Raw genomic sequence first — 26,173 nt, 5'->3', positions numbered from 1 at the left:
TCAGTATACCTCCTTTATCTCACCGGCAAGAATCTGCCGGAATTTATTCTGGATCTCCTTCATGGGGGGCACACCATAGACAAATGGAAGTGCGTATACAGGTATATCGCTCTTTAGTATTTTTTTCGTGTAGAGAGCAACATCGTCCACCAGCTGTCCGGTTGCATTTGCCTCTACAGTGATCATTGCTTTTACCTTTGGATTCACCTCCCGGAATGCATTCTCAGGGAAGGGCCATGTGGTAATTGGCCGGATGAGACCCACTTTATACCCCTGATCTCTCAGGCTCCGGACCGCTCCCAATGTACTTCTGCCGGGAAGACCATATGCCACGAATACATAGTCGGCATCCTCCAACCCCTCGGATTCCCAACGCTGTTCTTTTTCTTTTATCTCTGCATATTTTTTGTTTAATTCTACAGCCTCTTTCATAGAGTCTCTGTCAAAGATACCTATTTTTTTATAAGAATATTTTCCGTCAAAACCCCAATAATTCTTTTTGGGTTCCAGAAATTCGGGAAGTTCAACGGGTTCCATCATCTGTCCCAGAGCTCCTTCGGACATAAGTACCACTACCACCCGGTATTTTTCTCCCAGTTCATATGCCGTGGGAATTAGATCCACTGCCTCCTGAATACTGGATGGGGATAGAACGATACAACGGTAATCGCCGTGTCCGCCTCCGTGAGTTTCCCGGTGATAATCGCACTGGGAGGAAAATAGGGTTCCCAGGCCGTTTCCGTAACGTACCATATTGATTACGAGTGCGGGAAGCTCCTCATCAGAGAGAGCAGAGATACCTTCCTGCTTCAGGCTGATACCCGGCCCTGATGAGGCAGTCATGGCCCTGACTCCGCAGCTGGAAGCACCAAAGACCATATTAATTCCTGCAAGTTCACTTTCCGCCTGGACAAACGATCCTCCCACTTCAGAGAGACGCCAGGATAAATACTCCATAATTTCACTGGATGGGGTAATGGGATAGCCTGCGTAGAACCGGACACCCGCACGGACAGCTGCTTCAGCGATAGCCACATTTCCCTTCATCATTTCTGCCATTTATAAAACCCCCCTTTCACTCTTTAAAACGTGAAAGACGCCATCCGGACATGTTATATAACAGGTTCCGCAGCCAATGCACTTTTCATCATCTACCATAACAGGATGGTAGCCTGAGGCATTGGTATCCTGGGAAAAGCTGATGGCTCCTTTCGGACAGAAGGAATAACAGAGTCCGCATTCCTTGCATCTGGCCGATTTCACTGTAACTTTCATTGAAATACCTCCTAAAAGTTTCCTTTGTTAGTTTCATAGCTTTGTTCCAAACACTAGAACTATGTTCCATAATCAACTGCATTATACCCACCACGACTTTATTTTGTCAATATCATTTTGTTAAAATTATGAAAAATGGATAATAATTAATTATTTTTATGTATAATGTGCACAAAAACGCAGGGATACCCATTGAAGGATAAAAACATAGATACAGAAAAAATAATTGAAATTTAAAATACTTTGTGGTAGTGTCAAAGATAAGTGACGAAAAAGCTGCAGGATGGAGGGAGGTGATTTTATGACAGATATAAATATCATAAATGCGGTGGATCGGGCGCTGGATATGCTGATTTATATGTATAATGCGGGCACTGAGGTGTCTATAACTAAAATCAGTGAAGATATGGGAGTCTATAAAAGTACTGTATTCAGAACTCTGGCAACATTAGAGGCAAAGGGCTTTGTGACAAAAAATCCAGAGACAGAAAAGTATTCTCTTGGAATCCGTCTGTACATTATGGGCACCAGCATTGGAGAAAAAATAGGAATTCAAAAGCTGGTTAAGCCGTATGCCAAAGCTCTTCATGATGAGTTTAATGAGGCGGTGAATGTCTCAATTCTTGAAAGAAACGAGAAGGACATTTATCGGAGTGTCATGATATACAAGGAGGAGAACAACCAGATTCTCAGGTTCAACTCCGAGGTAGGATCCCGCAATGACTGTCACTGTGCGGCAGTGGGCAAATGCCTTTTAGCATTCAGCGAGAACATTGATCTCTCGATCTATGATCAGCGGCCCATGATAAAGTATACAGAGCATACCATAATGACAAGGGAAGCACTGGAAAAGGAACTGGAGAAGGTGAGGCAGCAGGGGTTTGCAGTTGATGATGAAGAGCGGGAAATGGGACTTACCTGTATTGGAGCTCCGATTCTCAAAAATGGACAGTATGCAGTAGCTGCCATAAGCCTATCTGGTCCAACCAGCAGAATTAAGGATGAGACCTTTCAGAGAAAAATAGACAGGCTCTGCCAGGTTACCCGGGAGATTTCGAACAGTTTAAGGTAAAGAAGAATATAGCATGCCTTTGGTTTAATTACCAGAGAGCATGCTTTATTTTTGTGCAAAATCATGAAAGTCAGCAAAGGGGACAAAAAAGGAATTGACATCGGGAAAGAAGAGGTGCTACACTAAACAATAATAGAACTATGTTCCATTCGCTAGAACATCCATAATCAAAAGTATGTACTGAGAAGTGAGGATGGAACATGAAGATTTTAGTGATTAATCCCGGGGGTTCCTCTACTAAATTTTCTGTCTTTGAAGACAGACAGGAAATTCTGAAGAGGAACATAAAGCATACGGGAGAGGATTTACAGCCATTTCCTACAGTTTTTGATGAATATGAATACCGGACAGGTATCATTACAAAAATGCTGGAAGAAGCGGGTCATTCCTTAGATTCCTTTGCCTGTGTGGTGGGAAGAGGCGGTCTTATGCGTCCCGTTCCGGGGGGAACCTACCGGGTGAATGACCGTATGGTAGAGGACTTAAAGAACGCTGTAAACGGAGAGCACGCCTCGAATCTGGGGGCAGTAATTGCACGGAATATTGGGGATGCCATAGGCGCACCATCCTTTGTGGTAGATCCTGTAGCTGTGGATGAGATGCAGGATGTTGCAAGGATAACAGGGATATCAGATCTAGAGAAAAAAAGCTGGTTCCATGCCCTGAACCACAAAGCAGTGGCAAGAAAGACAGCAGAGAAAATGGGCGGGAGATATGAAGACTTTAACTTTATCGTGGCCCACCTGGGGTCAGGCATCTCTATTGTGGCTCATGAAAAAGGCAGGATGATAGACGGCAGCGGGGGACGCACTGACGGGCCTTTCTCACCGGAGCGCAGCGGCGGCCTTCTCACCTATCAGCTGATCGAGCTATGCTATTCCGGCAGATATTCACGGGAAGAGATGGTCCGGAAGGTTAGCTCCTGCGGAGGAATGTATGACTACCTGGGAACTAAGGATATGGTAGAGGTAGAGGAAATGGCAGAGAGCGGGGATGAAAAAGCCGGCCTTATTTTCCGGGCGTTTACCTATCAGGTGGCAAAGGAAATTGCACTCTATGGAGCAAGCCTGAGAGGAAAGGTTGACAGAATAATTTTTACAGGAGGAATTGCATATTCTCAGAAAGTCGTGTCAGAGGTTTCGGATAGAATCTCTTACCTGGCCCCCATTGAGGTGGTACCTGGGGAAATGGAGATGGAAGCGCTGGCGCTGGGAGCTCTAAGAGTACTGAATCATGAAGAAGAGGCGAAGGAGTATCTGTAGGGATGAGGAATGGAGGAGAGTATGCTTAAAAATTTTGATGACCTGCTGGATCAGGTGAAGCGGACAGAACCCAGAAAGGTATGTGTAGCAGTCGCAGAGGACCGGGCGGTTATGACAGCCGTCAGAGATGCGGCAGAGATGGGATTTATCAATCCTATTCTCGTGGGAAATGAAAAGAAAATAGCGGCAGTTGGAGAAGAAATCGGTTTTAAAAATTATGAGATTGTAGGGTGCAGCAGCGAGGAAGAATCTCTGGTGAAGGCCGTAACTATGGTACATAACCGGGAGGCGGATGTTCTTATGAAAGGGCTTGTGAATACCGCGGTTTATATGAGGGGAATTCTGAACAAGGAATATGGACTGCGGACCGGCCGGCTTTTAAGCCTTCTTGCAGTTTACCAGCTGCCACAGTATCACAAGCTTATCTATGCATCTGACAGCGGGATTAATGTGGCCCCGGATCTGGAACAAAAAAAGGTAATTATGACCAATGCGCTGGAAGCAATGAAGAAGTTTGGACTGGAGCGGCCTAAGACAGCCATCCTTACAGCCAATGAAATGCTGGATCCAAAAGTGATTTCCACAGTAGAGGCTGCAGCTTTAACAGAGATGGCTGCAAAGGGAGAGATTCCTCCCTGTATTCCGGAAGGTCCCATTTCATTTGATATTGCTTTTGATAAAGCTGCGGCAGAACACAAGGGTATTCAGAGTAAAATAGCGGGGGATGTAGATTTGCTGATCTTCCCTAATATAGAGGCGGGAAATATTATGGGGAAATCCTGGCTGCATTTTAATCAGGCAAAATGGGCGGGAATTGTATTAGGTGCTGCAGCCCCTGTGATTCTCGGATCCCGATCTGACACACCGGAAATTAAAATCAATTCTATTGCCTTGGCCTGTCTGGCAGCTGCCAAGTAGAAGAGGAGGAGCGAAAATTGGAAAAAAAGTTATCTTTTAAAGTACTTTTCACCCTGGTGGTGCTGGGGGCCTGCTGGTCAATTGTTTATATTGTGCCGTTTATACAGTATATCTGGTATAATCCATTTCAGGATTTTCTTGGGGCGACGAATGTACAGATGGGTCTGCTTCTGACCATCTATGGTTTCGGGAATATATTCGGCGCACCTATCGGCGGATGGGTAGCCGATCGATTCAATTATAAATATGTGTATGTTGCATCTGTGTTTTTAAATGGTGTGCTGTCATTAATCTTTGTAATCAGCCCGAACTATGTGATGGCAGTTATCTGCTGGATTGGATTCGCAGTATCCAGTCTGTTTATGAATTACCCCACTCACATAAAGATTGTGCGGGAGCTGGCCACGGATGAGAACCAGGGAAAGGTTTTCGGTATCAATGAATCTATGATCGGATTGTTTAATATAATCTTTAACGCTATTATGATGGCTGTATATGTTAAATTTTTGGAAGGCGTGGCAGGCATGAAGGCAGCTATTATTGGAATCGGACTTCTTTCCTTTGTCCTGACAGCTATTGTAGCCTTTGTTCTGGATAACCCGAAAAAGAAGAAAGTGTCTCAGGCAGAAGTATCCCCTGCAGAGGCTCCGAAAGGGAATCTGGGAAAAGATTTTCTTGTAATTATTAAGAATCCTGCCACATGGCTGGTTGGAATCAGTATCTTTGCAGTTTACTCATTTTTGACTACCATGTCATATTTTACCCCTTATTTTACTGATGTATTGGGGGTTACCGTAGTGTTTACCGGATGGGTAGCGATCCTGAGACAGCATGGCATGACACTTATTGGGGCGCCGGTGGGAGGATGGCTGACAGACAAAATCAAGTCCCCCTCAAAGGTACTCATAGGCGTGTATATTGTGGGAATCTTAGGGTTTGTCTATCTGCTGAATGCAAAGACGGGAGTAAATGCAGTGGTTCTTATTACCCTTACCATCGTACTTTCAGGGATTGTATATGTAGGAAGAGGTGCCTATTATGCTACGATTACGGAAGCAGGAGTTGCCAGGGAATACACTGCTTCTACCATTGGAATTGCAGCAGCGTTAGGCTTCTCCCCGGATTTGTTTCAGTTTACTTTGTTTGGGCATTGGCTGGATAACTATGGGAAGACTGCCTATACGTATATGTTTGTATTTCAGACTATAGTTCTGGTAATCGGAATTGGAGCGGCTTTTATGATTATCAGAATGTCCAAAAAGTGCAAAAAAGCAGAAGATGTAAAACTTGATATAGAAAGCGCTTAATAATAGAAAGCCGGCCAGCATCTTTTAATCCGAAAAAAGGAGAAGGATCTATGAGAGAAACTAAATTGGAGAGTAATCCGGAGCATACGAAGGCTCAGTGGGGGAATAGTTTTGGCTATATTATGGTTGCGGCTGGCGCAGCCATAGGACTTGGGAATATATGGAGATTTCCTTATCTCGCCTATGCAGGAGGAGGGGGCGCCTTTCTGGTGGCGTATATTATCCTGTCGGTGGTGTTTGGATATCCTATAGTGAAGATGGAGAGTACTGTGGGCCGCTATGGAAAGTCCAACGCGGCCGCGGACTACGGAAGCGTAAATAAAAAATTCCGTTTTGTGGGTGCTGTCAATATACTCTGTGAATTTTTTGTGGGTGTATTTTATATTGTTGTCAGCGGATGGGTGCTTAAGTATCTTGTGGCATTTGCAACCGGGGTTGATTTTGGGACGGATCCTAGTACATTTTTTGACCGGCATATTGAAAAAGCCGTCTCACCTAATATTTATGCCGGGATTGTTATGGTTCTGGTTGTGTTTCTGTTATTCAGCGGAATTACAGAGCTGGTGGAAAAGGTTTCTAAAGTTATCATGCCTGCTTTGCTCTTTATTCTGCTTGCCTGTGCCGTCTGGGCATTGATTAAGATACCAGGGGCGGCTAAGGGATTGAGGTATTATCTGGTACCGGATTTTCATGACTTTACCTGGAAAGTTTTTGCTGATGTCTGCTCTCAGGTAATGTTTTCGGTGGGGATAGGGTGCGGGATCTATTCCACGCTGGGGGCCAGTATACCAGAGTCCCATAATATAAAGAAGGATTCTCTCATGGTGATTTTTTGTGATACCATGGTTGCCTTTGTGGCAGGGCTTCTGGTAATACCATCAGTGGTTGGCAGCGGTATGGAGATGACTTCAGGTAAAGCCTTGGTGTTCGAGGCAATGACTATGATATTCGGCAATCTTCCGGGGGGAAGGGCCGTGGGGACACTGTTTTTTGCAGCGCTGTTTTTTGCGGTAATTTCTACATACGTCACGGTTATAGAGATACCTACGGTATATGTACAGGAAATTTTGAAGACAACTCACAAAAAAGCGCTGGTCGTAACTTCTAGTGTAGTATATTTTTTGAGTATTTTTGTCTCTCTTGGATTCGGGGCATTAAAGAATGTAAAGCTGCCCTGGCCGTTTGCTACGGGGATTCAGATGTATGATTTTTATGACTGGCTGGACTGCTTTACCGGATACTTTTTAATGCCTTTGGGTTGTCTGCTTATCTGCTTTTTCACGGTAAAGGTTTGGGGGATGGATCGGTACGGGAAAGAGCTTCTGCAGGATGGAAGGGATGGTAAAATAACCTGGTATGATAAATTTTCTGCCTGTGTAATCTGTCCGGTGATATTAGTGATTGTGCTGCTGAATGTGTTTGGGTTTATAAAGTAGCATGTGTCAAATAGGAGAAGGTAAACTATAAAAAGGGGACAGGTCAGTCCGAAAAAGGGACACCCTGATCCTAATTTGGGACGTGTTCTTTCTAAAAGGAACACGTCCCAAATTATACTATAAGGTTGCAATTTCATGTCTCAGGTGCTCCAGGTAGGAGATGCCGGTCTGGCTTAAGGGATATTGCTTTTTTGTGATATATCCTGCATGAAGGAACCCAAGTGGTTCTTCCAAAGGGATTGGGATGATTTCCCCCAGACCTTTGTGAAATGCATCTGCATTGCTGTTTGTTAAATCGGATCCTATGCTGAAGCAGTCGGTATTCCGGATTAAGGCTATCTTTGTACAGCGATCGCTTACATGAATATTTCTACTGAGTATATTGTAGAATAGTATTTCTTCTGTTAAATGAGAGTGGCTGTTTTCCTGGTCATAGGTGACAAAGGGGAAGGATTCCATGTCTTTTAAGGAGAGATGTTTTTTATGAGCCAGAGGATGTTTTGACCGAATAAATATGTAACAGGGAAGTACTGCAAGCTGGGTATAGTCCAGATCATAGGAAGAAAGATTCTTTCTCAGCGCTTCCAGGTGATCTTCTGTGGAGGAAAGAATACCAATCTCGCTTCTTGCCGATGCTACGTCGTGTATAACGGAAGCTGTATTGCATTCCCGTATGGCGAAATCAAAATTGGATAGTTCTAATTCATTCAGCATTTTATTAAAAGCTCTTACCGCAAAGGGCAGGTGCTGACAGGAGACGGAAAAATGCATGAGCAGAAGATTTTTCGTCTGATATCGATTTTCCAAATACTCAGATTTTTCTACTATCTCTCGTGCATACCTGATAAAATCTTCTCCGTCAAAGGTAAGAGTTACGCCTCTGTTGCTCCGGTGAAAAAGGCGTATGCCCAGACTCTGTTCTACTTCCTGCACAGCGGTTGACAAGGTTGACTGAGATACATAAAGGTTTTTTGCCGCTCTGGAGAAGGAATTGCTGTCTGCTATTTCTATAATATATTTTAAGTTCTGCAAGGTCATTTTCATTATGATATGGTTCCCTCTTTGTTATTTTGAGTCTATACTATCAAAAAAATTGATAGCTGGCAATGAAAAATGCAGATAGGAACAATTCTTGATTCCCTATCCTTTGTGTGATACAATACAAGAAATTATAAGCAAAATATTTTATGGAAATCGGTGAAAAACCGATGCGGTGCCGCCACTGTAAGACGGAGTCGGATATAGCAGGACACTGGACATTACGTCCGGGAAGTCATATTCAGATGTTGAAGTCAAGCCAGGATACTTAAATATTTTGTTGGTAAACTCTATCCAACGGGTCATTGGATAAGGGTTTGACGATGTAGTTGTCGTTGTAACCTTTCCATGTTCCCGTGGAGAGGTTTTTTTATTGACAAAGGAAGGGAATGAAGACATGAAAAACAAGAAGTGGAAGACAAAACTGGCAGCTGCAATGATGTGCATTCTTATGGGAGCTGCCGTACTGGGCGGATGTGGTTCTGAGGGCAAGACACAGAAGGACAGTACAGAGGGGCAGGAGACACAGGGTAAGGAGAATGGGAAAGAAAAAGAAGTATCACAGGGAACGCGCACAGTAACAGATGCAGCGGGGAATGTGGTGGAGGTTCCGGAGGATCTCTCCAAGATTGCAGTGGTGCCTATTCCCTGGGCCTCGGTTATCTATGCCATAGACGGAAGTTCTGAACGGCTGACCGCCATACATCCCACCGCTATGAGCGCCTATACAGGGTGTTTTCTGGAAAAGCTGGATCCCCATTATGGTACCGCAGATACCAGCAGTATCGGCAAAGATTTTTCTATTAATATGGAAGAATGGGTAAATCTGGGGATTCAGGCTGCGGTTATCTGGGATTATGAGACCGATGAGGCCAGGCAGCTGAAGGAATTAGGCATTGCGCCCATTATGGTAAAAAACGAGACGGTTGAGGAACTGCAGGCAAGCCTTAAGGCTATGGGTCAGTTGTTGGGAAAGGAGGACCGTGCCCAGCAGTTTATGGATGCCTATACGGATACATATGAGAAAATAAAATCGTACAGCGATAAGGTAGAGCAGGCAGACAAGCCCAAGGTTCTCTATCTGCGGAATGCCCAGCTGGATCTCCAGGGGAATGACAATTTTATAAAAGAGGCTCTGGAGCTGGCAGGAGCGGATAATGTGGCCGGGGACAGCACACAGATAACAATGGAAGAAATCCTGGAGATTAATCCGGATATTATCTTACTGAGCAACTTTGATACCTTCCTCCCTTCTGATCTGTATGAGAATAAGATAGACGGCCAGGACTGGAGCAGCGTTAATGCAGTGGTAAACCGCCGGGTATACAAAGCACCTATGGGACTTTACCGCTGGGATGCTCCTGGGGTTGAAACACCTCTGATGATGGAGTGGCTTGCTGTGCTGATACAGCCGGAGATTTTCGGGGATATTCATATGGAAACAGAACTAGAGGAATACTTTAAAACCTACTTTAATTATGAACTCACAGAGGAAGATTTGGGGCAGATAATGCAGAGTGAAGCTAATGCCTCCAGTAAAAAACCATGAAAAGCAAAAAATCATTTAGGATGGTACTGACAGCAATGGCGGCAGGAACAGCACTTCTTGCAGTGACTGCCGCTGGGATGGGAAGATACCATATTGATCCGGTTACCGTTGTCAAAATACTGTTGTCAAAGGCGGTATCCCTGCCGGTATCCTGGGATGCGCAGGCTGAAAGTGTGGTGTGGACACTTCGGCTGCCCAGAATACTTACTGCCCTTATGGTGGGAGGGGCGCTCTCTCTTTCGGGAGCTGCTTATCAGGGAGTATTTAAAAATCCCCTGGTAGCTCCGGATATGCTGGGTGTCTCCTCCGGTGCGTGTGCAGGGGCCTCTTTGGCTATATTATTCGGCGGAAATTCTATAATTGTTCAAGTGGCTGCCTTTGCCGGGGGGATTCTGGCAGTAGGGATTGCTACACTGATTCCGAAGGTAGTGAAGAATTCTTCTATGATGACGCTGGTGCTGGCCGGCGTTATTATCAGTGGGTTTATGAATTCTATTCTGGGACTTTTGAAGTATCTTGCAGATCCGGAGACACAGCTGGCATCCATCACCCACTGGCAGCTGGGAAGTCTGGCTGATTCGGTGTGGAGGGATATTGTGTGGGTGGGTCCCCCGGTTGCAGCGGCAGCAGGCATACTGATTATTTTGAGATGGAGGGTAAATCTTCTGTCCCTGGGCGAACAGGAAGCAAAGACCCTTGGGGTTTCTATTGGAAGAACCAGAGGGCTGATTATCATATGTGCGACGGTGCTTACTGCAAGTGCAGTATGTATCAGCGGAACTATCGGGTGGATTGGGCTTGTTATCCCCCATTTCAGCCGGATAATATCCGGAGCAGATAACTGCAGGGTAATCCCGGTATCAGGGGTGCTGGGGGCTGCTTTTTTGCTGCTGGTTGATACACTGGCCAGAATTCTGACAAGTGCGGAGCTTCCATTAAGTATATTAACCGGACTCATTGGGGCACCCTTTTATTTTTACCTGCTGATGAAACAAAGGATGGAGTTATCATGAAGTTAGAAATTAAGGACGTATCCTTTTCTTATGGAAAAGACAGAATTCTTTTTAAAAATGTATCTTTTACTCTGGACAAGGGAAGGATTTTTTCTGTCCTGGGGGCTAATGGAGCGGGAAAATCAACACTTTTAAAATGTATTGCCAATCTGCTCAGACCCTGCAGAGGAGAAATTTGTCTTGACGGTGTTTCTCTGCACAGGATGGAACAGAGAGAGGTTGCCAGAAAAATCGGATATGTACCTCAGACACACACAGCTGCATACGGTTATCTGGTCCGTGACTTTGTAGTTATGGGCCGGGCTCCTTATCTGAGAGCATTTGAAAAACCATCAGGAGAAGATTATCGCATGGCGGAGGAAGTGTTGGAGGAAATGGAGATCATCCATCTGGCAGATCGGCCTTACACGGAGCTGAGCGGCGGTGAGGCCCAGAAGGTAATGATTGCAAGAACCATCGTCCAGCAGCCGGATATTATTCTTATGGATGAACCTACCAACCATCTGGATTATGGGAACCAAATGCGTATGATGAAGATGATTATGAAGCTTGCCGGGAAAGGGTTCGGCATTTTGATGACAAGCCATATGCCTGATCATGTCCTGCTTCTTGAGGGAGAGGTTGGGATCCTTAACGATGAGGGAGAGTTTATAACAGGAAAGGCAGCCGATATAATGACAGAGGACAATCTGAGCCGGTTGTACAGGGCCAAACTGGACTTGGTCTTTATGGAAGAGTTAAACAGAAAAATTTGTATTTGTAAGGATGTCTGTGATGATTACAGGGAGATAGTATGAGTGAGAAAACAAAAAGAATTGCTTTCTATGGAAAGGGAGGCATCGGAAAATCTACAATAGCATCTAATCTTTCAGCTGTTCTGGCGTCGGAGGGCAGAAAGGTTCTTCATATTGGGTGCGACCCGAAGGCTGACTCAACACGTCTGCTGATGGGGCGGAGAATTCCAACAGTTCTGGAACAGCAGCTGGAGCATCAGGGGACTATAAGGCGGGAGGATATTTTGTTTCAATCATCATGCGGGGTATGGTGTATAGAGGCCGGGGGACCCAGAGCAGGGCGCGGATGCGCCGGTATCGGAATTACTACAATGGCGGATACCCTGGACTGTCTGGGAATTCTAAAGGAGGATTGGGATGTGATTCTGTATGATGTGCTTGGTGACGTGGTTTGCGGGGGATTCGCAATGCCTATGCGCAAGCACTTTGTGGATAAGGTATATATCGTTACTTCGCCTGACTTTATGTCACTATATGCGGCAAACAATATCATGAGAGGAGTTGCTTCCTATGCATACGGGGGTGTCAGAATGGGCGGTCTGGTTCTGAATCACTTGAAAGGTGTCTCAGAGGAAGAACCTGTAAGAAGGTTTTCAGAACTCACAGGGGCTGAAATCTGTGCCCGTCTGGAGGAATCTGTTCAGATCAAGGCGGCGGATTACCGGCAGGAGCTACTGCAGGAACGGTACCCTAAGACACATGTGTGCCGGGTTCTGGAAAATCTGGCGGCACATATCATAGCAGGGAGAAGCATGGATGCTGTCAGGCCCCTGAGCGAGCTGGAAATGGATGAATTCCGGCAGGAAATCAGCAAAATAGGAGTAGAATTATGGGAGAGATTATAGAAATACTTAAAATGGAAGGGGAAAATGCGGAGGGCAGATGTTCTGCAGCCAGGCGTATTCTCCAGACAGACGGAGTGGCACTAGTCGCATCAGGGACTTACGGATGCATCTGGAGCCTTTATACAATTGCCAGGGAACTGAACCGGCTGGAACAGTTCTTTTTTTGTTATATCACTCCATGGGAATATGGAGGAGGGCAGCAGGACAGTAAGATTAGAGCGTGTGTCCAGAAAGCACTTCTTACGGAGGGGATTCGGGCGGTTATTCTCTATCCCTCCTGTATGGAGGTATTGACCGGGTGGACACAGGATGGGCTGGAAGGGGAACTGGAGAACCCCCAGGGGATCCCTGTGTATACTCTGTTCCGGGGACCTATGGTGAAACGGCGGATCTCCGTTATGGAGGAATTGGAGAAGATACTTAAACAGATTCCTTCCGAATGGGAAGGACAGAAATTATGCTCCGGCCGCATGGAGTTTGTGCCGCAGAGGCCAGACTACAGCGGTATTCTGGACATACTTTCTTACTACGACTGCCAGGCATATCTGCTGACCCCCGGGGGATGTGCTTCCTGTACAGACAGCGTACTTTACACCCGTATCTGCGATGTACAGCTAAATGGACATTTGGAATATGATATAAGCAGAGCCATAGGAGAGACTGCCCAAAACAATAAATTGTGCTGTATCCTGGGAACTCCCCCTTTGTATATGGCAGGTGTTGACTTTGAGGAAATAGTTTCTTTGCTGGGGGATATGGGAATACAAGGGATATATCTGGGCAATACAGGATTTGCGCCTGCTGTTGAGGGTGCGTCCAAGGCTATGCTGAAGCTGGGACAGATGTTTGCGGAAAAATATTCACGGGGTTTGGGAAACTTAAAATCCGAGAGAGTTAACCTTCTGGAGCATGATTCTGCTTTACGGGAAAGGAATTAGAGAAAAAAATCTGCCGGGGGAGGAGTATATCTGGATTGCGGGAGTAGGCGGAGGTCTGCCAGAAGGAACTTTCCGGGTACAGAGGGATTGCCGTTGCATCAGAGCATGAAAATTGCTTATAATAAGTAAAGGTACTCGGCAGATTTAAAATAAATGGAGGAACCTTTTATGTGCGGCAGATATTACATTGATGAAGATATGGTTGAAGAGATTCTGAAAGTGGTCAGGTATGCAGACCGCAAGCTTAGAGAGTGGAAGGGAGCCAGGGATGTGTATCCCAATCAGGCGGCTCCGGTAGTGACAGGGAGGGAAGAGGAGCTGTGCGGGGAGATATTTGTCTGGGGATTCCCGGGATATCAGGGAAAAGGAGTGATTTTTAATGCACGTCAGGAGTCTGCGTATGAAAAGAGGATGTTCCGGGGAAGTATGGAACAGCGGCGCTGCGTAATTCCGGTCAGCAGCTTCTATGAGTGGGACAGGCACAAAAATAAATTCACTTTTACAAGGGATGGGGACAGAGTCATGTACCTGGCGGGGTGTTATAACTCGTTCCAGGGAGAGGAAAGATTTGTAATTCTGACAGATGAGGCCAATGCATGTATGAAGCCCGTACATGACAGAATGCCTCTGGTTCTGGAGCGGGAGGAAATTAGGGACTGGGTTTTTTCCAGGGAAAAGGCCGCTGTAATACAGAAGAGAAAATCACTGGATTTGCAGAGGGTGAGCGGGTATTATCAGGAGCGGCTCCCTCTGGATGTGAGATAAGATTGTAGGGAAAGGGAGATTCATATGTTACACGAACGAATGGAAATTAAAGTGCCGGATGCATCGGATACGGCTGTACTTTATACTTATCTGTGGAGCAACTCCGAAGAATTGTATAATGGGCTGACACGCCCGGTGATACTTATATGCCCCGGCGGTGCTTACGCTATGACTTCAGATCGGGAGGCAGAGGGGATCGCCCTAAAGTTTATGGCCATGGGATTCCATGCCGCTGTCCTCCGTTATTCTGTGGCACCGGCAGTATATCCCACAGCACTTCTGCAGGCCGCCGCCGCAGTACAGATCCTCAGGGAGAGGGCAAAAGAATGGTATATTGATCCGGATAAAATTATTGTTCAGGGTTCTTCCGCCGGGGGGCATCTGGCGGCCAGTCTCGGAGTATTCTGGAAAAAGAAAGAGTTATGGAAATTGCTGGGCACGGATGCCTGGTTGACGAAACCTAATGGGCTGATTCTCAGCTATCCTGTTATAACCTCCGGCGTTTACGGGCACAGGGAGAGTTTCCGCAATCTTTTGGGAGGCTCCGGTAATGAACTGGAACGGGAGATGTCACTGGAACTGCAGGTAGACCGGGATACTCCGAAAACTTTTATCTGGCACACCTTTGAAGATCAGACGGTACCGGTAGAGAACTCTCTGCTTTTTGTAGAGGCATTAAGAAGAAATGGAATACCAACCGAGTTTCACCTCTTCCCCAGGGGGATTCATGGACTGGGTACTGCAGGAAGGTTGTCAATGAGCATGGACGGGAGAGGGATCCAAAAAGAATGCGAAATTTGGATGCAGCTGGCCGGGGCTTGGGTGGATACAATGATACCCTAGACACATGCAAAGACTAATGCATTATCAATGTGCCCAGGGTCTGTAATTTCTGCATCACGCAGGTTATTATTTATTATAGAAGAACTTCTATTCGCCGTCCATTGTCTGCTTTACGATACTTTCCATAATATCCGCAGTGATGGCGCCGCTCACATATCCGTATACGTTTCCCTCCTTGTCTATCATAAAAGTGGTTGGGAAGGAGCTGATCCCGTAAGCGCTGAAAACATCCCCCGTAGTATCCATAGCAACGGGATAAGTATATCCGTTTTCACTCAAAAACCCGGCCACTTTCTCCTGGGTCTCATCCTGGTTGTTGGGATGATCGTTGGTCTTGGGATTGGCTACTCCAAGTACAATAAGATCTTCTTTATTTTCCCCGTATGTTTCGTAGAGGGCCTGAATATCCGGCATCTCCTGGCGGCAGGGCGGACACCAGGTCGCCCAAAAGTTCAGAAATACAGTTTTTCCTTTATAATCGGAGAGCTTGTGGGTTTCTCCGTTCTGATCCACCAGGGTAAAGTCAGGTGCAGGTGTTTTTTCTTCTTTATTTTCCTCTGCTTCTGCAGTGTCAGAAGTATCTGAGTCAGAGACAGAATGATTATCTTTATCTTCTCCGTCGGAATCTTTTTTCTCCGCAGCCGGCTGCTCTGTTTGTGTCTGGGCAGATGTTCCCTGAGAGGACAGGTAACTGGTAATGCCGTTCATCATTCCCGTGAGAGTCATAATACCCATAAATACCAGCAGAATTCCGCCTACTTTAACCGTATACTGAACTACTTTCTGATATTTGCGGAAGAATCCCAGGACTGCACCGGTGAACAGACCCACTGCTAAGAATGGGATGACAAACCCCAGGGTATAAACACCGATAAGAAGCATACCTGCCTGTGAAGATCCTGAAGAGGAAGCCATTAAGAGGACACTGCCCAGAGTAGGGCCTACGCATGGTGTCCATGCGAAGCTGAAGGTAAATCCCAGAATTAAAGCTGTTACAGGATTCATACTCCAGCGGTTCAGCTGGAAGGGAAGTCTGTGTTCACGGTCCAGCTTTTTAGATCTTCCGAAGAGACCCAGTTGGTAAAGACCAAAGAATATCATAACAATTCCGCTGATTCTGGCAAACCAGATGCGGTTATCACTGAAGAATCTGCCCAGGGAGGTAACCCCCATACCCAGCAGGAAGAAAGTAAAGCTGATGCCGATTACAAAGAAGAGAGTGTTTAACATTACCTTTTTCCTGGGATAAAAAATACGTCCCTGATCATCTACTCTCTTTGCTCCTCCGGCCAGGTAGCTGATATACAGCGGAACCAGCGGAAGAACACAGGGCGAGAAAAAGCTTAAAAGACCCTGTAAAAATACGGTCAGTACAGGAATACTGGTTTCAACTGAAAAGCCCATAGTTACCTCCTAATTCATATTTGTATGCAGGTATCTCAAATGCCTGCCAATAAGTCATTGATAGCCTCACTCATAGTTGGATGAGTATAGATACTGTCCCTCAGCACTGTGTAGGGGAGATGTGCATCTATGGCTAGTTTGAAAATCTGAATCATCTCATGGGACTCTGTGCAGAATAAATGAGCACCCAGAATAAGTCCGGATTGGGCATCCACAATTACTTTCAAAAGCCCTGTCTGTTTATTCAGAATCTGCGCCTTCGGTACAGCGGCTGCCGGCAATTTGGCAATCATGATTTCATGGCCCTGTTCTCTAGCCTCCTGTTCCGTAAGTCCTACTCTGGAAAATGGTGGATCCAGGAAGACAGAATAGGGTATCTCACCCCGGTTTTTTGTGGTTCTTTCCCCATTGCCTAATATCTGTGACTTTACAATGCGGGAGTCATCCAAAGAGATATAAGTAAACTGAAGCCCTCCGGCAACATCTCCCATGGCCCAGATATTGGGGTTGGAGGTTCTCAGCCTGTCATCGGTGAGGACAGCGCCTCTGGGAGTAAGTGAAACCCCTGCGTTTTCTGGCTGAAGTTCCTGGATATTAGGACGGCGTCCAGTGGCAACCAGGACGGCCTGGGCGGTGAGAGTCTGAGTGCCTTCTTTTGTCTTAACAGATACAACAGCATGATCCTTACCGGCATCCACAGAGGCTACAGAGGCATTGGGCAGCAGAAGGATTCCCCGCTCTTCGAAGCTTTTCAAAACAGCTTCCGCCACTTCTTCATCTTCTCTTGGCATAAAACGATCTTTATCCTGGATGACAGTTACTTTGGCACCGAAATTCGTGTAGTAGGAAGCAAATTCCAATCCAATATATCCAGCCCCAATAATGACAAGATGACTGGGAAGGGTATCAAGCTCCATTAAAGTTTGGCTTGTATATACATAAGGGTTTCCCTCTATGCCGGGAAGCGGGGGAATAAACGGACGTGCGCCTGTATTAATGAAGAACCTTCTTCCCTTGATTAGTTCAGTCGTACCATCTGGTTTTGTCACAGCAATATGTTCTTTATCCTGAAAGCTGGCCTTTCCCAGAATTACATCCACACCAGCCCCCACTGCTTTCTGATAATTCTTTTCCCGGAGCATAGAGGTTAATCTCCGCTTTTCTTCCACAGCCCTGGCATAACGCTCTGCTTTTTCCTCAAAGGATCCACCCTGAACCGCTGACAATCTGGCGCTGTGCTCCAAGGATTTTGTGGGAATGCATGCTACATTAATACAGGTTCCTCCGTACATTTTGTCTGACTGTTCGATGATTGCAGCGGACTGTCCGCCGGCGGTCAGCGCTCCTGCCAAAGTTTTCCCGCCTTTTCCAAAGCCTATCATAATATTGTCATATTGTTTCATAAATACACCCCTTTTCTTATTCTTTATCCGTTTGCTGAGAGTTTTTCCGGCAATTAAAGATTCTGGAATCCAGATCCTGAATCGTTATTCTGCTGAGCTTCTCCAGACAATCCTGGTTCAGATCCTGGAAAATCTCATCCATAAGGTCACCCATCCCGGAAGCTACCAGGCAGTCCATATCTATACTGCCGCTTCTCCATGAAGTTTCCACAAATTTTAGGTCAAGGGCTTCCGCAATATCTGCCAATGAGACGCAGGATGGATCCCCCTGAAAGGAATACCCACCCACAGTTCCTTCTTTAGTTAGTACCAGGTTCTTCTTCTTTAGCTTTGCCATTACCTTTCTTACCCGTGCGGGGTTGGTGCAGATATTGTCTGCCAGCTCATCACTGGACAGCTGACACTTCTTATGGTTCAGATAGACCATCCCGTGTACGGCAACACAAAAATCACTATTCATTTTTCGCTCTCCTAACTGTAATAAAATTAATTACATTTAATACTGTAACTATATCATATACAATTATAGATGTCAACATAGAATATGGCATTTATTTTGAGCGCCGGCCATTAATGGAGGAATCCGTATCATTTCACTATTATATAATGGAAAATAAAAGGATTTTATGCAGGCTGACGAAGAGGAAGTAAAGAAAACCTAAAAATTTTTGTATTTTATAAGAAAAAATACAAAAATATTTGTAGTATTGTATAAAATGTGATACAATGTTAATAAACGTAACTGCTAATGGGTTGTTAAGGGTAATTGAAAAATGTATTGGGGGATTTCTATCATGGAAAAAGCAAGGATAGGACAAGGAAGCATTTTTGAACTGGATGGTGTGCCCAGTTTAAAACAGGCAGTGCCGCTGGCGCTGCAGCATGTTGTAGCAATGATCGTGGGGTGTGTGACCCCGGCTCTTATTGTTTCGGGAGCGGTAAGCGGGGGCGGGCTGAACAGTGCGGATAAGGTAATATTGGTTCAGGCAGCTCTGTTTGTGTCAGCTATCTCTACTCTGCTGCAGCTCTTTCCCATCGGGAAGAGGCAGAAGTTTGCCATTGGTGCGGGGCTGCCAGTGATTATGGGGGTGAGCTTTGCATATGTGCCGAGTATGCAGGCCATTGCCGAGGGATTTGGGGTGGCCACCATCCTGGGGGCGCAGATTGTAGGCGGTGTGGTAGCTATTGTGGTAGGAGTGCTGGTAAAGAAAATCCGAAGGTTTTTTCCTCCGCTTATCACTGGTACGGTGGTATTTACCATTGGGCTTTCTCTGTATCCCACAGCCATTAATTACATGGCAGGTGGAGCAAACAGTGAAAATTATGGTTCCTGGCAGAACTGGCTGGTTGCCATCATCACCCTTATAGTGGTAACCGTACTAAACCATTTTGGCAAGGGGATTTTTAAGCTGTCATCTATACTTATCGGAATTATTGTAGGTTATATTGTATCTGCGTTTTTTGGTATGGTAAGCTTTGCCAGCGTAGCGGAAGCGGGGATTGTCCAGATGCCTAAGCTGATGCACTTCGGAATAAACTTTGAGATATCTTCCTGTGTAGCCATCGGACTTCTTTTTGGGATTAACTCCATCCAGGCCATCGGAGATTTTTCTGCCACCACCATCGGCGGTATGGACAGGGAGCCTCATGACAATGAACTGCAGAACGGGATTGTGGGGTATGGTGTTATGAATATTATAGGAGCAGTATTCGGAGGACTTCCCACAGCTACATATAGTCAGAACGTTGGTATCGTTACAACTACAAAGGTAATTAACCGCTGTGTGCTTGGGCTTGCTGCTGTAATCCTTGGGGTGGCAGGGCTGATACCAAAGTTTTCTGCTCTCCTTACAACGATTCCCCAGTGTGTTCTGGGTGGGGCCACTGTATCCGTATTTGCATCTATCGCTATGACGGGTATGAAGCTTGTGACCTCTGAGAAGATGACTTACCGGAATACTTCAATTGTAGGTTTGGCTGCTGCCCTCGGTATGGGGATCGCACAGGCATCTGCCGCTTTATCCTCTTTTCCGGCATGGGTGACAACTATATTTGGCAAGTCTCCGGTAGTCATAGCTACTCTGGTTGCAGTCCTTTTGAACATTATTCTGCCAAAAGATAAAGAGGAGCAGCAAGCAGCAAATTGACTTTAGCCATGTATTCTGATAAAATCGAAAGCAGTTCACGATAACAGTGTTCCATTGGGGACGGGGGAAACCGGTTTTCCCCCGTCCCCAATGGGTATATCAGAAAATAGCAGGTAGCATATGGATTATATTGTTTTCGATTTGGAATGGAATCAGTGCCCCAATGGAAAGGATAAGGAAAATAAGCACCTTCCTTTTGAGATTATTGAAATAGGGGCAGTCAAATTAAATGAAAACCGGGAGACATCCCAAAGATTTCACCGGATTATCAAGCCTGTGGTATATGAACAGATGCACTTCAGAACGCAGGAGATTATCAGAATAGATAAGGAAAGTCTGAACCAGGGGGTGACCTTTCCCTCGGCACTCAGAGATTTTTTGGAGTGGTGCGGTCCGGACGCCTGTTTCTGTACCTGGGGGGCAATGGATCTCACAGAGCTTCAGCGGAATATGAAATTTTACGGACAGCTGGAGCTGCTGGAGGGGCCAGTGCGTTTTTTTGATGTGCAGAAGCTGTTCAGTATCTCTTACGAGGACGGGAAAAGCCGGAAATCCCTGGAGTATGCCACGGATTACCTTGAGATCCCAAAGGGAGAGGACTTTCACAGAGCCCTGGCAGATGCTTTTTATACGTCGGAGATATTAAAGCGCATCTCAGCGGACTGTATGTGGGCTAATTTCTCATTGGATACGTACCAGAATCCTAAGAAGAAGTCGGAGGAGATTCATATTGTCTATGAAAAATATGAGAAGTATGTGTCCAGAGAATTTCGAACCAAAGAAGATGCCATGAAGGACCGTGAAGTAGTGAGTACCAGATGCTTTGTGTGCGGAAAATCAGCGAAGAAAAAAATCCGGTGGTTCTCCATGAACACGAAGAATCATTTTTGTCTGGCTATATGCCCGGAACATGGATATCTGAAAGGGAAGATACGGATGAAGAAGACGGATGACGGGATGACTTATGTAGTAAAGACGCTAAAGCTCACCGACGAGGATGAGGCGAAGATGATTCGGGAAAAAAGGGAGCTGCTTCGCAGAAAGAGGAAGGTAAAAAGGCATCAGGGGAAATAATCCCCTGATGCAGATGCTGCTCTTTATTTTTTTCTTTTCCTTCGTCTCTTTTTTCTTCTTTTTATTCTAAGAATCAGCAAGATAATATAAAAGATAAGTATAAAACCCAGGATTCCCAGTACCGGATATTTCCAGGAGGGGAGTGCTTTGAACTTGGTGATGATATTGCCGTCAGTATGATCTGTAAGGGTGTCTGTCAGGAGATTCACAGCATTCTCAGGGCTTTGGGACGTAAGGACTGAGGACAGGGACAGAAGGCGCCTGGTGATTAGTTTAGAATTAAAATAGTACTCTGTCTCTTCCAGATTCTTTTTTATGGAAACCTGTTTGGTGAGGTTTTCCATCTGAATATCGCTGGGAATAACAGCATAAGCGTCATTTTGATATTCGCCAATGGTACCGGAGGCATGTTCCGAATAAAACTGGCGGTCGAAAGGCAGGAGGCGCACAGAGATCTGCTGTTTTTTCTGACACAGGGCAATCTTCTGGAAATTATTAAAACCATAGTCCAGGAGCAGAGCCGTGTCGGTGTAAACTGCATTGGCGTTCGTTTTTAGAGTAACGCAGATAAGTTCCATATCATTTCTGTCCGCAACGGTTACCAGGGTGTTGCCTGCATCTGTTGTATATCCTGTCTTTCCTCCGATGCATCCCTCATAGTGAAACTTTGTCTCACGGAGCATTTTGTGATGATTGTTCAGCCATCTTTCCTCGTCAGTGATATTAGTGGTAGGGATAATAAAGTGGTCTGTGCTCATAATAGACCGAAACGTTGGATTTTTCAGTGCGGCCTGGGTTATCAGAGCCATATCATAGGCGGTTGTATAATGCTCTTCATTATGGAGTCCGTTGGCATTGGAAAAGTGTGTGTTTTTGCATCCGATTTCCCGGGCCTTTTCATTCATCATCTCCACAAACCCTTCTATGCTGCCCCTCACATGCTCAGCAACGCCGTTAGAAACTTCATTGGCGGATGCAAGTAGGACTCCATAGAGGCACTGTTCCATGGTAAGAACTTCCCCTTCTTTGATCCCTATGTGTGTGCTTCCCTGTTCTATACTAAAGACTGCATTGTGGGAAAAGGTCACCTGTTCATCCATCCGGCTGTGTTCCAGGGCTACAAGAGCGGTCATGATTTTAGTGATGCTGGCTGGTTCCCGCTTTTCATCGATCCCTTTGGCATACAGTATGCAGCCTGAATCTGCTTCCATAACAATTGCGGTTTCTGCCTGTACCTGCGGGCCCTGGGGCCATCCCTCCGTCTCATTGGACTGTATGGGCCAGTTATAGCACTCAGGAAGGGCCGGCTGAGTAGGTGTATTCTCTGCGGTTCCGTCCTCTTGATTCACCGCAGCGTCTGCCTGGGTATCAGTCGGTGTTGCCAGCACATGGGATGCCGGGAAGCCTGCGGTCAGGGCAGTAATAATCAGGGCACAGCATAGTAACGGCCGTATCTTTTTCTTCATGGTATATCCTCGCTTTTGTAAAAATCTAAACCCATTATAGATGATTTTGTATTATATAGCAAATTTATTTCTTTCATACCTTGACAACTCATTCCTCAAGTAAGTATAATATATCGGAGAATATAGAAAAAACAATGACGGAGACAGTAGGTGGTTGCAAAAAGCCAAAGCGAGTCGGGGACGGTGAGAGCCTGATGCATAGTAACAGTCACTGAATATCACTCCAGAGTTTCCAGCGGAAATGACAGAAGTAAGAACTGGCAGAGTATGCGAAGACGGCTTTCCCCCGTTATCCGGAACGCGTATGTTAGTATGTGTAACAGGTGGTTAACGAAACCAGTGGCTTTCGTCCTATTACGGGACGGGAGCTTTTTTTGTTAATTAGGGACAGGGCAGAGTGAAATGGGGACACCCCAATCTGATTTTGGGACGTGTTCTTTCTAGAAAGAACACGTCCCCTTTTAAGAAAAGGAGGAATATACATCATGTATCAAAAGGTTTCTACGGATTTGAATTTTGTAGACAGAGAGAAGCAGACGGAAAAGTTTTGGGAAGAGAATCATATTTTTGAAAAGAGTATGAAAACTAAGAAGGATGGCCCTACGTATACTTTTTACGACGGCCCTCCTACAGCGAATGGAAAACCGCACATTGGCCATGTGCTGACACGCGTAATTAAGGATATGATCCCAAGATACCGCACTATGAAGGGATATATGGTTCCCAGAAAGGCAGGGTGGGATACTCACGGTCTTCCGGTGGAGCTGGAAGTGGAGAAGATGCTGGGGCTGGATGGCAAGGAACAGATTGAGGAATACGGTCTGGAGCCATTTATCAAGCATTGCAAAGAGAGTGTGTGGAAATACAAAGGAATGTGGGAGGACTTTTCTTCTACTGTGGGTTTCTGGGCTGATATGGACGATCCATATGTGACCTATCATGACTCTTTTATTGAATCTGAGTGGTGGGCCCTGAAGCAGATCTGGGAAAAGGGGCTGTTATACAAAGGATATAAGATTGTGCCTTATTGTCCGCGCTGCGGTACGCCTCTGTCCAGCCATGAGGTGGCACAGGGGTATAAGGATGTAAAAGAGCGTTCGGCCATTGTACGTTTTCAGGTGAAGGGTGAGGATGCCTACTTTTTGGCATGGACCACGACTCCCTGGACGCTTCCCTCTAACGTGGCGCTCTGTGTGAACCCTGAAGAGACCTATGTGAAGGTGCAAGCGGATCACCGTACGTATTATATGGCGGAAGCCCTGGTGGGAAAGGTACTGGGGGAAGATGCAAAAATCATAGAGACATATAAAGGCAGGGATCTGGAATATAAAGAGTATGAGCCTCTCTTCCCGTTTGTTAATCTGGAGAAAAAGGCATATTATATTACATGCGATACGTATGTAACCCTTACTGACGGTACGGGCGTGGTACACATTGCCCCTGCATTTGGTGAGGATGACGCCAATGTGGGCAGGAAATATGATCTTCCCTTTGTACAGCTGGTGGACGAGAAGGGCGAGATGACGAAAGAGACCCCCTGGGAAGGAACTTTCTGCAAACAGGCAGATCCTATGGTGTTAAAGGACCTGGAGGACAGAGGTCTTCTTTTTGAAGCTCCTCTTTTTGAGCACAGCTACCCCCACTGCTGGCGCTGTGATACTCCGCTGATCTATTATGCCAGAGAGTCCTGGTTCATAAAAATGACAGCAGTAAAAGAGGACCTGATCCGCAACAATAACACAATCAACTGGATTCCGGAGAGCATAGGAAAGGGGCGTTTCGGGGACTGGCTGGAGAATGTGCAGGATTGGGGAATCAGCCGTAACCGCTATTGGGGTACCCCTCTGAATATCTGGGAGTGTGAGTGCGGCCATATGCATTCCATCGGCAGTGTGGAAGAACTGAAATCCATGTCAGACAATTGTCCGGACGAGATTGAACTGCACCGCCCTTATATTGACGCAGTGACGATCCGCTGCCCGAAGTGCGGCAAAGAGATGCACAGGGTTCCGGAGGTTATCGACTGTTGGTTTGACTCAGGGGCCATGCCGTTTGCACAGCATCACTATCCCTTTGAAAATAAAGAGCTTTTTGAAGCACAGTTCCCTGCAGATTTCATCTCAGAGGCTGTGGATCAGACAAGAGGATGGTTCTACTCACTGCTTGCCATCTCCACGCTGATCTTTAATAAGGCGCCGTATAAAAATGTAATCGTACTGGGGCATGTCCAGGACGAAAAAGGACAGAAAATGAGCAAATCCAAGGGAAACGCAGTGGATCCCTTTAAAGCTCTGGAGCTGTATGGGGCAGACGCTATCCGCTGGTATTTTTATGTTAACAGTGCTCCCTGGCTGCCGAACCGTTTCCATGGAAAGGCTGTGCAGGAGGGACAGCGTAAATTTATGGGTACTCTCTGGAATACCTATGCATTCTTTGTCCTGTATGCAAATATTGATGAATTTGATGCCACAAAATACAGCCTGGAATACGACAAGCTCTCAGTAATGGATAAATGGCTTCTCTCCAAGCTAAACACACTGATCCAGACAGTAGATGACAATCTTGCCAACTACAGAATCCCGGAAAGTGCCAGGGCGCTGCAGGATTTTGTGGATGATATGAGTAACTGGTATGTTCGCCGCAGCAGAGAGCGCTTCTGGGCAAAGGGAATGGAGCAGGATAAGATCAATGCGTATATGACCCTGTACACGGCTCTTGTAACGGTTTCCAAAGTAGCGGCCCCTATGATTCCGTTTATGACAGAAGAAATTTATCGGAACTTAGTCTGCAGCATTGACAGCGCCGCGCCCGAGAGCATCCACCTGTGCGACTTCCCTGTGGCTAACGTAGACTGGATTGATAAAGAATTAGAAAATAATATGGAAAATCTTCTTGACGTTGTAGTGCTGGGAAGAGCGTGCCGCAATACAGCTAATATCAAGAACAGACAGCCCATTGGAAAGATGTTTGTAAAAGCAGGATTCACCCTGCCGGAATTTTATCAGAACATTATAACCGATGAGCTGAATGTAAAGGAGATTGCGTTTACTCAAGATGTGAGAGACTTTACCTCCTATACCTTTAAGCCCCAGCTGAAAACAGTGGGACCAAAATACGGTAAATTACTGAACGGAATCCGCAAAGCCCTCACGGAGCTGGACGGAAATAAAGCAATGGATGAATTAAAGGCGGCAGGTGTCCTGGTGCTGGATATTGATGGAAATAAGGTGGAGCTTTCAGAGGAAGATCTGTTAATCGATACAGCCCAGACTGAAGGTTATGTATCGGAGTCCGATAATGAAGTAACAGTAGTTCTGGATACAAACTTGACACCGGAACTTATCGAGGAAGGCTTTGTACGGGAGATAATCAGCAAGATCCAGACCATGAGAAAAGAAGCCGGATTCGAAGTAATGGACAGAATCAATGTTTATATTTCCGACAATCTTGTGTTAGAAGGAATCATCCGCTGTCATGAAAGTGAGATTAAAGATGAGGTTCTGGCTGATCGGATTGTGTTAAATGAAATCAAAGGTTACGAAAAAGAGTGGAAAATCAATACAGAAGATGTTAGAATGGGCGTTGAAAGAGTGTAATGAATGAAATGACCCCGGAGGGTTCCCC

At 45.8% G+C, this 26,173-nt stretch carries 22 protein-coding genes and 1 riboswitch; of the genes, 15 read left to right on the top strand and 7 right to left on the bottom strand.

Features of this window, described 5'->3' with window-relative positions; all coding sequences use genetic code 11:
- Positions 1 to 1,059, bottom strand: coding sequence for a 3-methyl-2-oxobutanoate dehydrogenase subunit beta (locus ACGHCT_RS21915; protein WP_390437499.1), 1,059 nt, complete (start codon positions 1,057 to 1,059; stop codon positions 1 to 3).
- Complete coding sequence (locus ACGHCT_RS21910) at positions 1,060 to 1,275, bottom strand: ferredoxin family protein (protein ID WP_072854343.1); 216 nt, start codon at positions 1,273 to 1,275, stop codon at positions 1,060 to 1,062.
- Between the two features lie 301 nt (positions 1,276 to 1,576).
- Between ACGHCT_RS21910 and ACGHCT_RS21905 the strand changes: the two genes are divergently transcribed.
- From ACGHCT_RS21905 to ACGHCT_RS21885, 5 genes are all read left to right on the top strand, one after another.
- Positions 1,577 to 2,347: an IclR family transcriptional regulator gene (locus ACGHCT_RS21905; RefSeq protein ID WP_072854342.1), complete on the top strand. Its 771-nt coding sequence runs from the start codon at positions 1,577 to 1,579 to the stop codon at positions 2,345 to 2,347.
- Between the two features lie 200 nt (positions 2,348 to 2,547).
- A complete protein-coding gene (gene buk / locus ACGHCT_RS21900) occupies positions 2,548 to 3,609 on the top strand; it encodes a butyrate kinase (RefSeq protein WP_072854341.1) in 1,062 nt (353 codons plus the stop codon).
- 21 nt (positions 3,610 to 3,630) lie between these two features.
- Positions 3,631 to 4,527, top strand: a complete 897-nt coding sequence (locus ACGHCT_RS21895) for a phosphate acyltransferase (protein WP_072854340.1) — start codon at positions 3,631 to 3,633, stop codon at positions 4,525 to 4,527.
- 17 nt (positions 4,528 to 4,544) lie between these two features.
- A complete protein-coding gene (locus ACGHCT_RS21890; protein ID WP_103710853.1) occupies positions 4,545 to 5,834 on the top strand; it encodes an MFS transporter in 1,290 nt (429 codons plus the stop codon).
- Between the two features lie 50 nt (positions 5,835 to 5,884).
- Positions 5,885 to 7,270, top strand: coding sequence for a sodium-dependent transporter (locus ACGHCT_RS21885; protein WP_072854338.1), 1,386 nt, complete (start codon positions 5,885 to 5,887; stop codon positions 7,268 to 7,270).
- Positions 7,271 to 7,387: 117 nt separating this feature from the next.
- Here ACGHCT_RS21885 and ACGHCT_RS21880 read toward each other — a convergent pair whose 3' ends face one another.
- Positions 7,388 to 8,314 carry a LysR family transcriptional regulator gene (locus ACGHCT_RS21880; RefSeq protein ID WP_390437498.1) on the bottom strand — a complete coding sequence of 309 codons (927 nt, stop codon included), beginning with the start codon at positions 8,312 to 8,314 and terminating at the stop codon, positions 7,388 to 7,390.
- Positions 8,315 to 8,459: 145 nt separating this feature from the next.
- Positions 8,460 to 8,576, top strand: a riboswitch (cobalamin riboswitch).
- Between the two features lie 129 nt (positions 8,577 to 8,705).
- Between ACGHCT_RS21880 and ACGHCT_RS21875 the strand changes: the two genes are divergently transcribed.
- The 7 genes from ACGHCT_RS21875 (at position 8,706) to ACGHCT_RS21845 (ending at position 15,055) form a co-directional block, all read left to right on the top strand.
- Complete coding sequence (locus ACGHCT_RS21875) at positions 8,706 to 9,857, top strand: ABC transporter substrate-binding protein (protein WP_390437497.1); 1,152 nt, start codon at positions 8,706 to 8,708, stop codon at positions 9,855 to 9,857.
- Positions 9,854 to 10,870: an iron ABC transporter permease gene (locus ACGHCT_RS21870; RefSeq protein ID WP_072854337.1), complete on the top strand. Its 1,017-nt coding sequence runs from the start codon at positions 9,854 to 9,856 to the stop codon at positions 10,868 to 10,870. The genes ACGHCT_RS21875 and ACGHCT_RS21870 overlap by 4 nt, the downstream gene beginning before the upstream one ends.
- Complete coding sequence (locus ACGHCT_RS21865) at positions 10,867 to 11,667, top strand: ABC transporter ATP-binding protein (protein WP_072854336.1); 801 nt, start codon at positions 10,867 to 10,869, stop codon at positions 11,665 to 11,667. The genes ACGHCT_RS21870 and ACGHCT_RS21865 overlap by 4 nt, the downstream gene beginning before the upstream one ends.
- Entirely contained in the window at positions 11,664 to 12,509 is an 846-nt protein-coding gene (locus ACGHCT_RS21860; protein WP_390437496.1) for a nitrogenase iron protein NifH, read from the top strand. The genes ACGHCT_RS21865 and ACGHCT_RS21860 overlap by 4 nt, the downstream gene beginning before the upstream one ends.
- The gene (locus ACGHCT_RS21855) at positions 12,494 to 13,447 is read left to right on the top strand and encodes a hypothetical protein (protein ID WP_072854334.1); all 954 of its coding nucleotides are present in this window, start codon (positions 12,494 to 12,496) and stop codon (positions 13,445 to 13,447) included. Before ACGHCT_RS21860 ends, ACGHCT_RS21855 begins: the two co-directional genes overlap by 16 nt.
- 168 nt (positions 13,448 to 13,615) lie before the next feature.
- Positions 13,616 to 14,212, top strand: coding sequence for an SOS response-associated peptidase (locus ACGHCT_RS21850; RefSeq protein ID WP_072854333.1), 597 nt, complete (start codon positions 13,616 to 13,618; stop codon positions 14,210 to 14,212).
- A 24-nt stretch (positions 14,213 to 14,236) separates the two neighbouring features.
- Positions 14,237 to 15,055, top strand: a complete 819-nt coding sequence (locus ACGHCT_RS21845; protein ID WP_072854332.1) for an alpha/beta hydrolase — start codon at positions 14,237 to 14,239, stop codon at positions 15,053 to 15,055.
- An 87-nt stretch (positions 15,056 to 15,142) separates the two neighbouring features.
- On the opposite strand, the gene ACGHCT_RS21840 is transcribed toward ACGHCT_RS21845, so the two are convergent.
- From ACGHCT_RS21840 to ACGHCT_RS21830, 3 genes are read right to left on the bottom strand one after another with little or no spacing between them, the layout of a single operon-like run.
- On the bottom strand, positions 15,143 to 16,459 hold the full coding sequence (locus ACGHCT_RS21840) for a cytochrome c biogenesis protein/redoxin (protein ID WP_154261343.1): 1,317 nt from the start codon (positions 16,457 to 16,459) through the stop codon (positions 15,143 to 15,145).
- 35 nt (positions 16,460 to 16,494) lie between these two features.
- Positions 16,495 to 17,862: an FAD-dependent oxidoreductase gene (locus tag ACGHCT_RS21835; protein ID WP_154261342.1), complete on the bottom strand. Its 1,368-nt coding sequence runs from the start codon at positions 17,860 to 17,862 to the stop codon at positions 16,495 to 16,497.
- 16 nt (positions 17,863 to 17,878) lie between these two features.
- Positions 17,879 to 18,322: an Rrf2 family transcriptional regulator gene (locus ACGHCT_RS21830; RefSeq protein ID WP_154261341.1), complete on the bottom strand. Its 444-nt coding sequence runs from the start codon at positions 18,320 to 18,322 to the stop codon at positions 17,879 to 17,881.
- 334 nt (positions 18,323 to 18,656) lie between these two features.
- Here ACGHCT_RS21830 and ACGHCT_RS21825 point away from each other — a divergent pair, with 334 nt between their 5' ends.
- Positions 18,657 to 20,009 carry a uracil-xanthine permease family protein gene (locus ACGHCT_RS21825; protein ID WP_154261340.1) on the top strand — a complete coding sequence of 451 codons (1,353 nt, stop codon included), beginning with the start codon at positions 18,657 to 18,659 and terminating at the stop codon, positions 20,007 to 20,009.
- Positions 20,010 to 20,129: 120 nt separating this feature from the next.
- Positions 20,130 to 21,083, top strand: a complete 954-nt coding sequence (locus ACGHCT_RS21820; RefSeq protein WP_154261339.1) for a 3'-5' exonuclease — start codon at positions 20,130 to 20,132, stop codon at positions 21,081 to 21,083.
- A gap of 23 nt (positions 21,084 to 21,106) precedes the next feature.
- Here ACGHCT_RS21820 and ACGHCT_RS21815 read toward each other — a convergent pair whose 3' ends face one another.
- Positions 21,107 to 22,549, bottom strand: coding sequence for a D-alanyl-D-alanine carboxypeptidase family protein (locus ACGHCT_RS21815; RefSeq protein ID WP_390437495.1), 1,443 nt, complete (start codon positions 22,547 to 22,549; stop codon positions 21,107 to 21,109).
- 485 nt (positions 22,550 to 23,034) lie between these two features.
- Between ACGHCT_RS21815 and ileS the strand changes: the two genes are divergently transcribed.
- Positions 23,035 to 26,145, top strand: a complete 3,111-nt coding sequence (ileS, locus tag ACGHCT_RS21810) for an isoleucine--tRNA ligase (RefSeq protein ID WP_390437493.1) — start codon at positions 23,035 to 23,037, stop codon at positions 26,143 to 26,145.
- The last annotated feature ends 28 nt before the right edge of the window (positions 26,146 to 26,173 follow it).

This window comes from Lactonifactor longoviformis, from assembly GCF_042848515.1.
Taxonomy (GTDB): Bacteria; Bacillota; Clostridia; order Lachnospirales; family Lachnospiraceae; genus Lactonifactor; species Lactonifactor longoviformis.
Note: the sequence above shows the minus strand (reverse complement) of the source record. Positions and strands in the feature narration are given on the sequence as shown.

Excerpts from the sequence above, each read along its gene's own strand:
- ACGHCT_RS21915 (WP_390437499.1), bottom strand. The coding sequence starts at position 1,059 with ATGGCAGAAATGATGAAGGGAAATGTGGCTATCGCTGAAGCAGCTGTC.
- ACGHCT_RS21910 (WP_072854343.1), bottom strand. The coding sequence starts at position 1,275 with ATGAAAGTTACAGTGAAATCGGCCAGATGCAAGGAATGCGGACTCTGT.
- ACGHCT_RS21905 (WP_072854342.1), top strand. The coding sequence starts at position 1,577 with ATGACAGATATAAATATCATAAATGCGGTGGATCGGGCGCTGGATATG.
- buk (WP_072854341.1), top strand. The coding sequence starts at position 2,548 with ATGAAGATTTTAGTGATTAATCCCGGGGGTTCCTCTACTAAATTTTCT.
- ACGHCT_RS21895 (WP_072854340.1), top strand. The coding sequence starts at position 3,631 with ATGCTTAAAAATTTTGATGACCTGCTGGATCAGGTGAAGCGGACAGAA.
- ACGHCT_RS21885 (WP_072854338.1), top strand. The coding sequence starts at position 5,885 with ATGAGAGAAACTAAATTGGAGAGTAATCCGGAGCATACGAAGGCTCAG.
- ACGHCT_RS21880 (WP_390437498.1), bottom strand. The coding sequence starts at position 8,314 with ATGAAAATGACCTTGCAGAACTTAAAATATATTATAGAAATAGCAGAC.
- ACGHCT_RS21875 (WP_390437497.1), top strand. The coding sequence starts at position 8,706 with ATGAAAAACAAGAAGTGGAAGACAAAACTGGCAGCTGCAATGATGTGC.
- ACGHCT_RS21870 (WP_072854337.1), top strand. The coding sequence starts at position 9,854 with ATGAAAAGCAAAAAATCATTTAGGATGGTACTGACAGCAATGGCGGCA.
- ACGHCT_RS21865 (WP_072854336.1), top strand. The coding sequence starts at position 10,867 with ATGAAGTTAGAAATTAAGGACGTATCCTTTTCTTATGGAAAAGACAGA.
- ACGHCT_RS21860 (WP_390437496.1), top strand. The coding sequence starts at position 11,664 with ATGAGTGAGAAAACAAAAAGAATTGCTTTCTATGGAAAGGGAGGCATC.
- ACGHCT_RS21855 (WP_072854334.1), top strand. The coding sequence starts at position 12,494 with ATGGGAGAGATTATAGAAATACTTAAAATGGAAGGGGAAAATGCGGAG.
- ACGHCT_RS21850 (WP_072854333.1), top strand. The coding sequence starts at position 13,616 with ATGTGCGGCAGATATTACATTGATGAAGATATGGTTGAAGAGATTCTG.
- ACGHCT_RS21845 (WP_072854332.1), top strand. The coding sequence starts at position 14,237 with ATGTTACACGAACGAATGGAAATTAAAGTGCCGGATGCATCGGATACG.
- ACGHCT_RS21840 (WP_154261343.1), bottom strand. The coding sequence starts at position 16,459 with ATGGGCTTTTCAGTTGAAACCAGTATTCCTGTACTGACCGTATTTTTA.
- ACGHCT_RS21835 (WP_154261342.1), bottom strand. The coding sequence starts at position 17,862 with ATGAAACAATATGACAATATTATGATAGGCTTTGGAAAAGGCGGGAAA.
- ACGHCT_RS21830 (WP_154261341.1), bottom strand. The coding sequence starts at position 18,322 with ATGAATAGTGATTTTTGTGTTGCCGTACACGGGATGGTCTATCTGAAC.
- ACGHCT_RS21825 (WP_154261340.1), top strand. The coding sequence starts at position 18,657 with ATGGAAAAAGCAAGGATAGGACAAGGAAGCATTTTTGAACTGGATGGT.
- ACGHCT_RS21820 (WP_154261339.1), top strand. The coding sequence starts at position 20,130 with ATGGATTATATTGTTTTCGATTTGGAATGGAATCAGTGCCCCAATGGA.
- ACGHCT_RS21815 (WP_390437495.1), bottom strand. The coding sequence starts at position 22,549 with ATGAAGAAAAAGATACGGCCGTTACTATGCTGTGCCCTGATTATTACT.
- ileS (WP_390437493.1), top strand. The coding sequence starts at position 23,035 with ATGTATCAAAAGGTTTCTACGGATTTGAATTTTGTAGACAGAGAGAAG.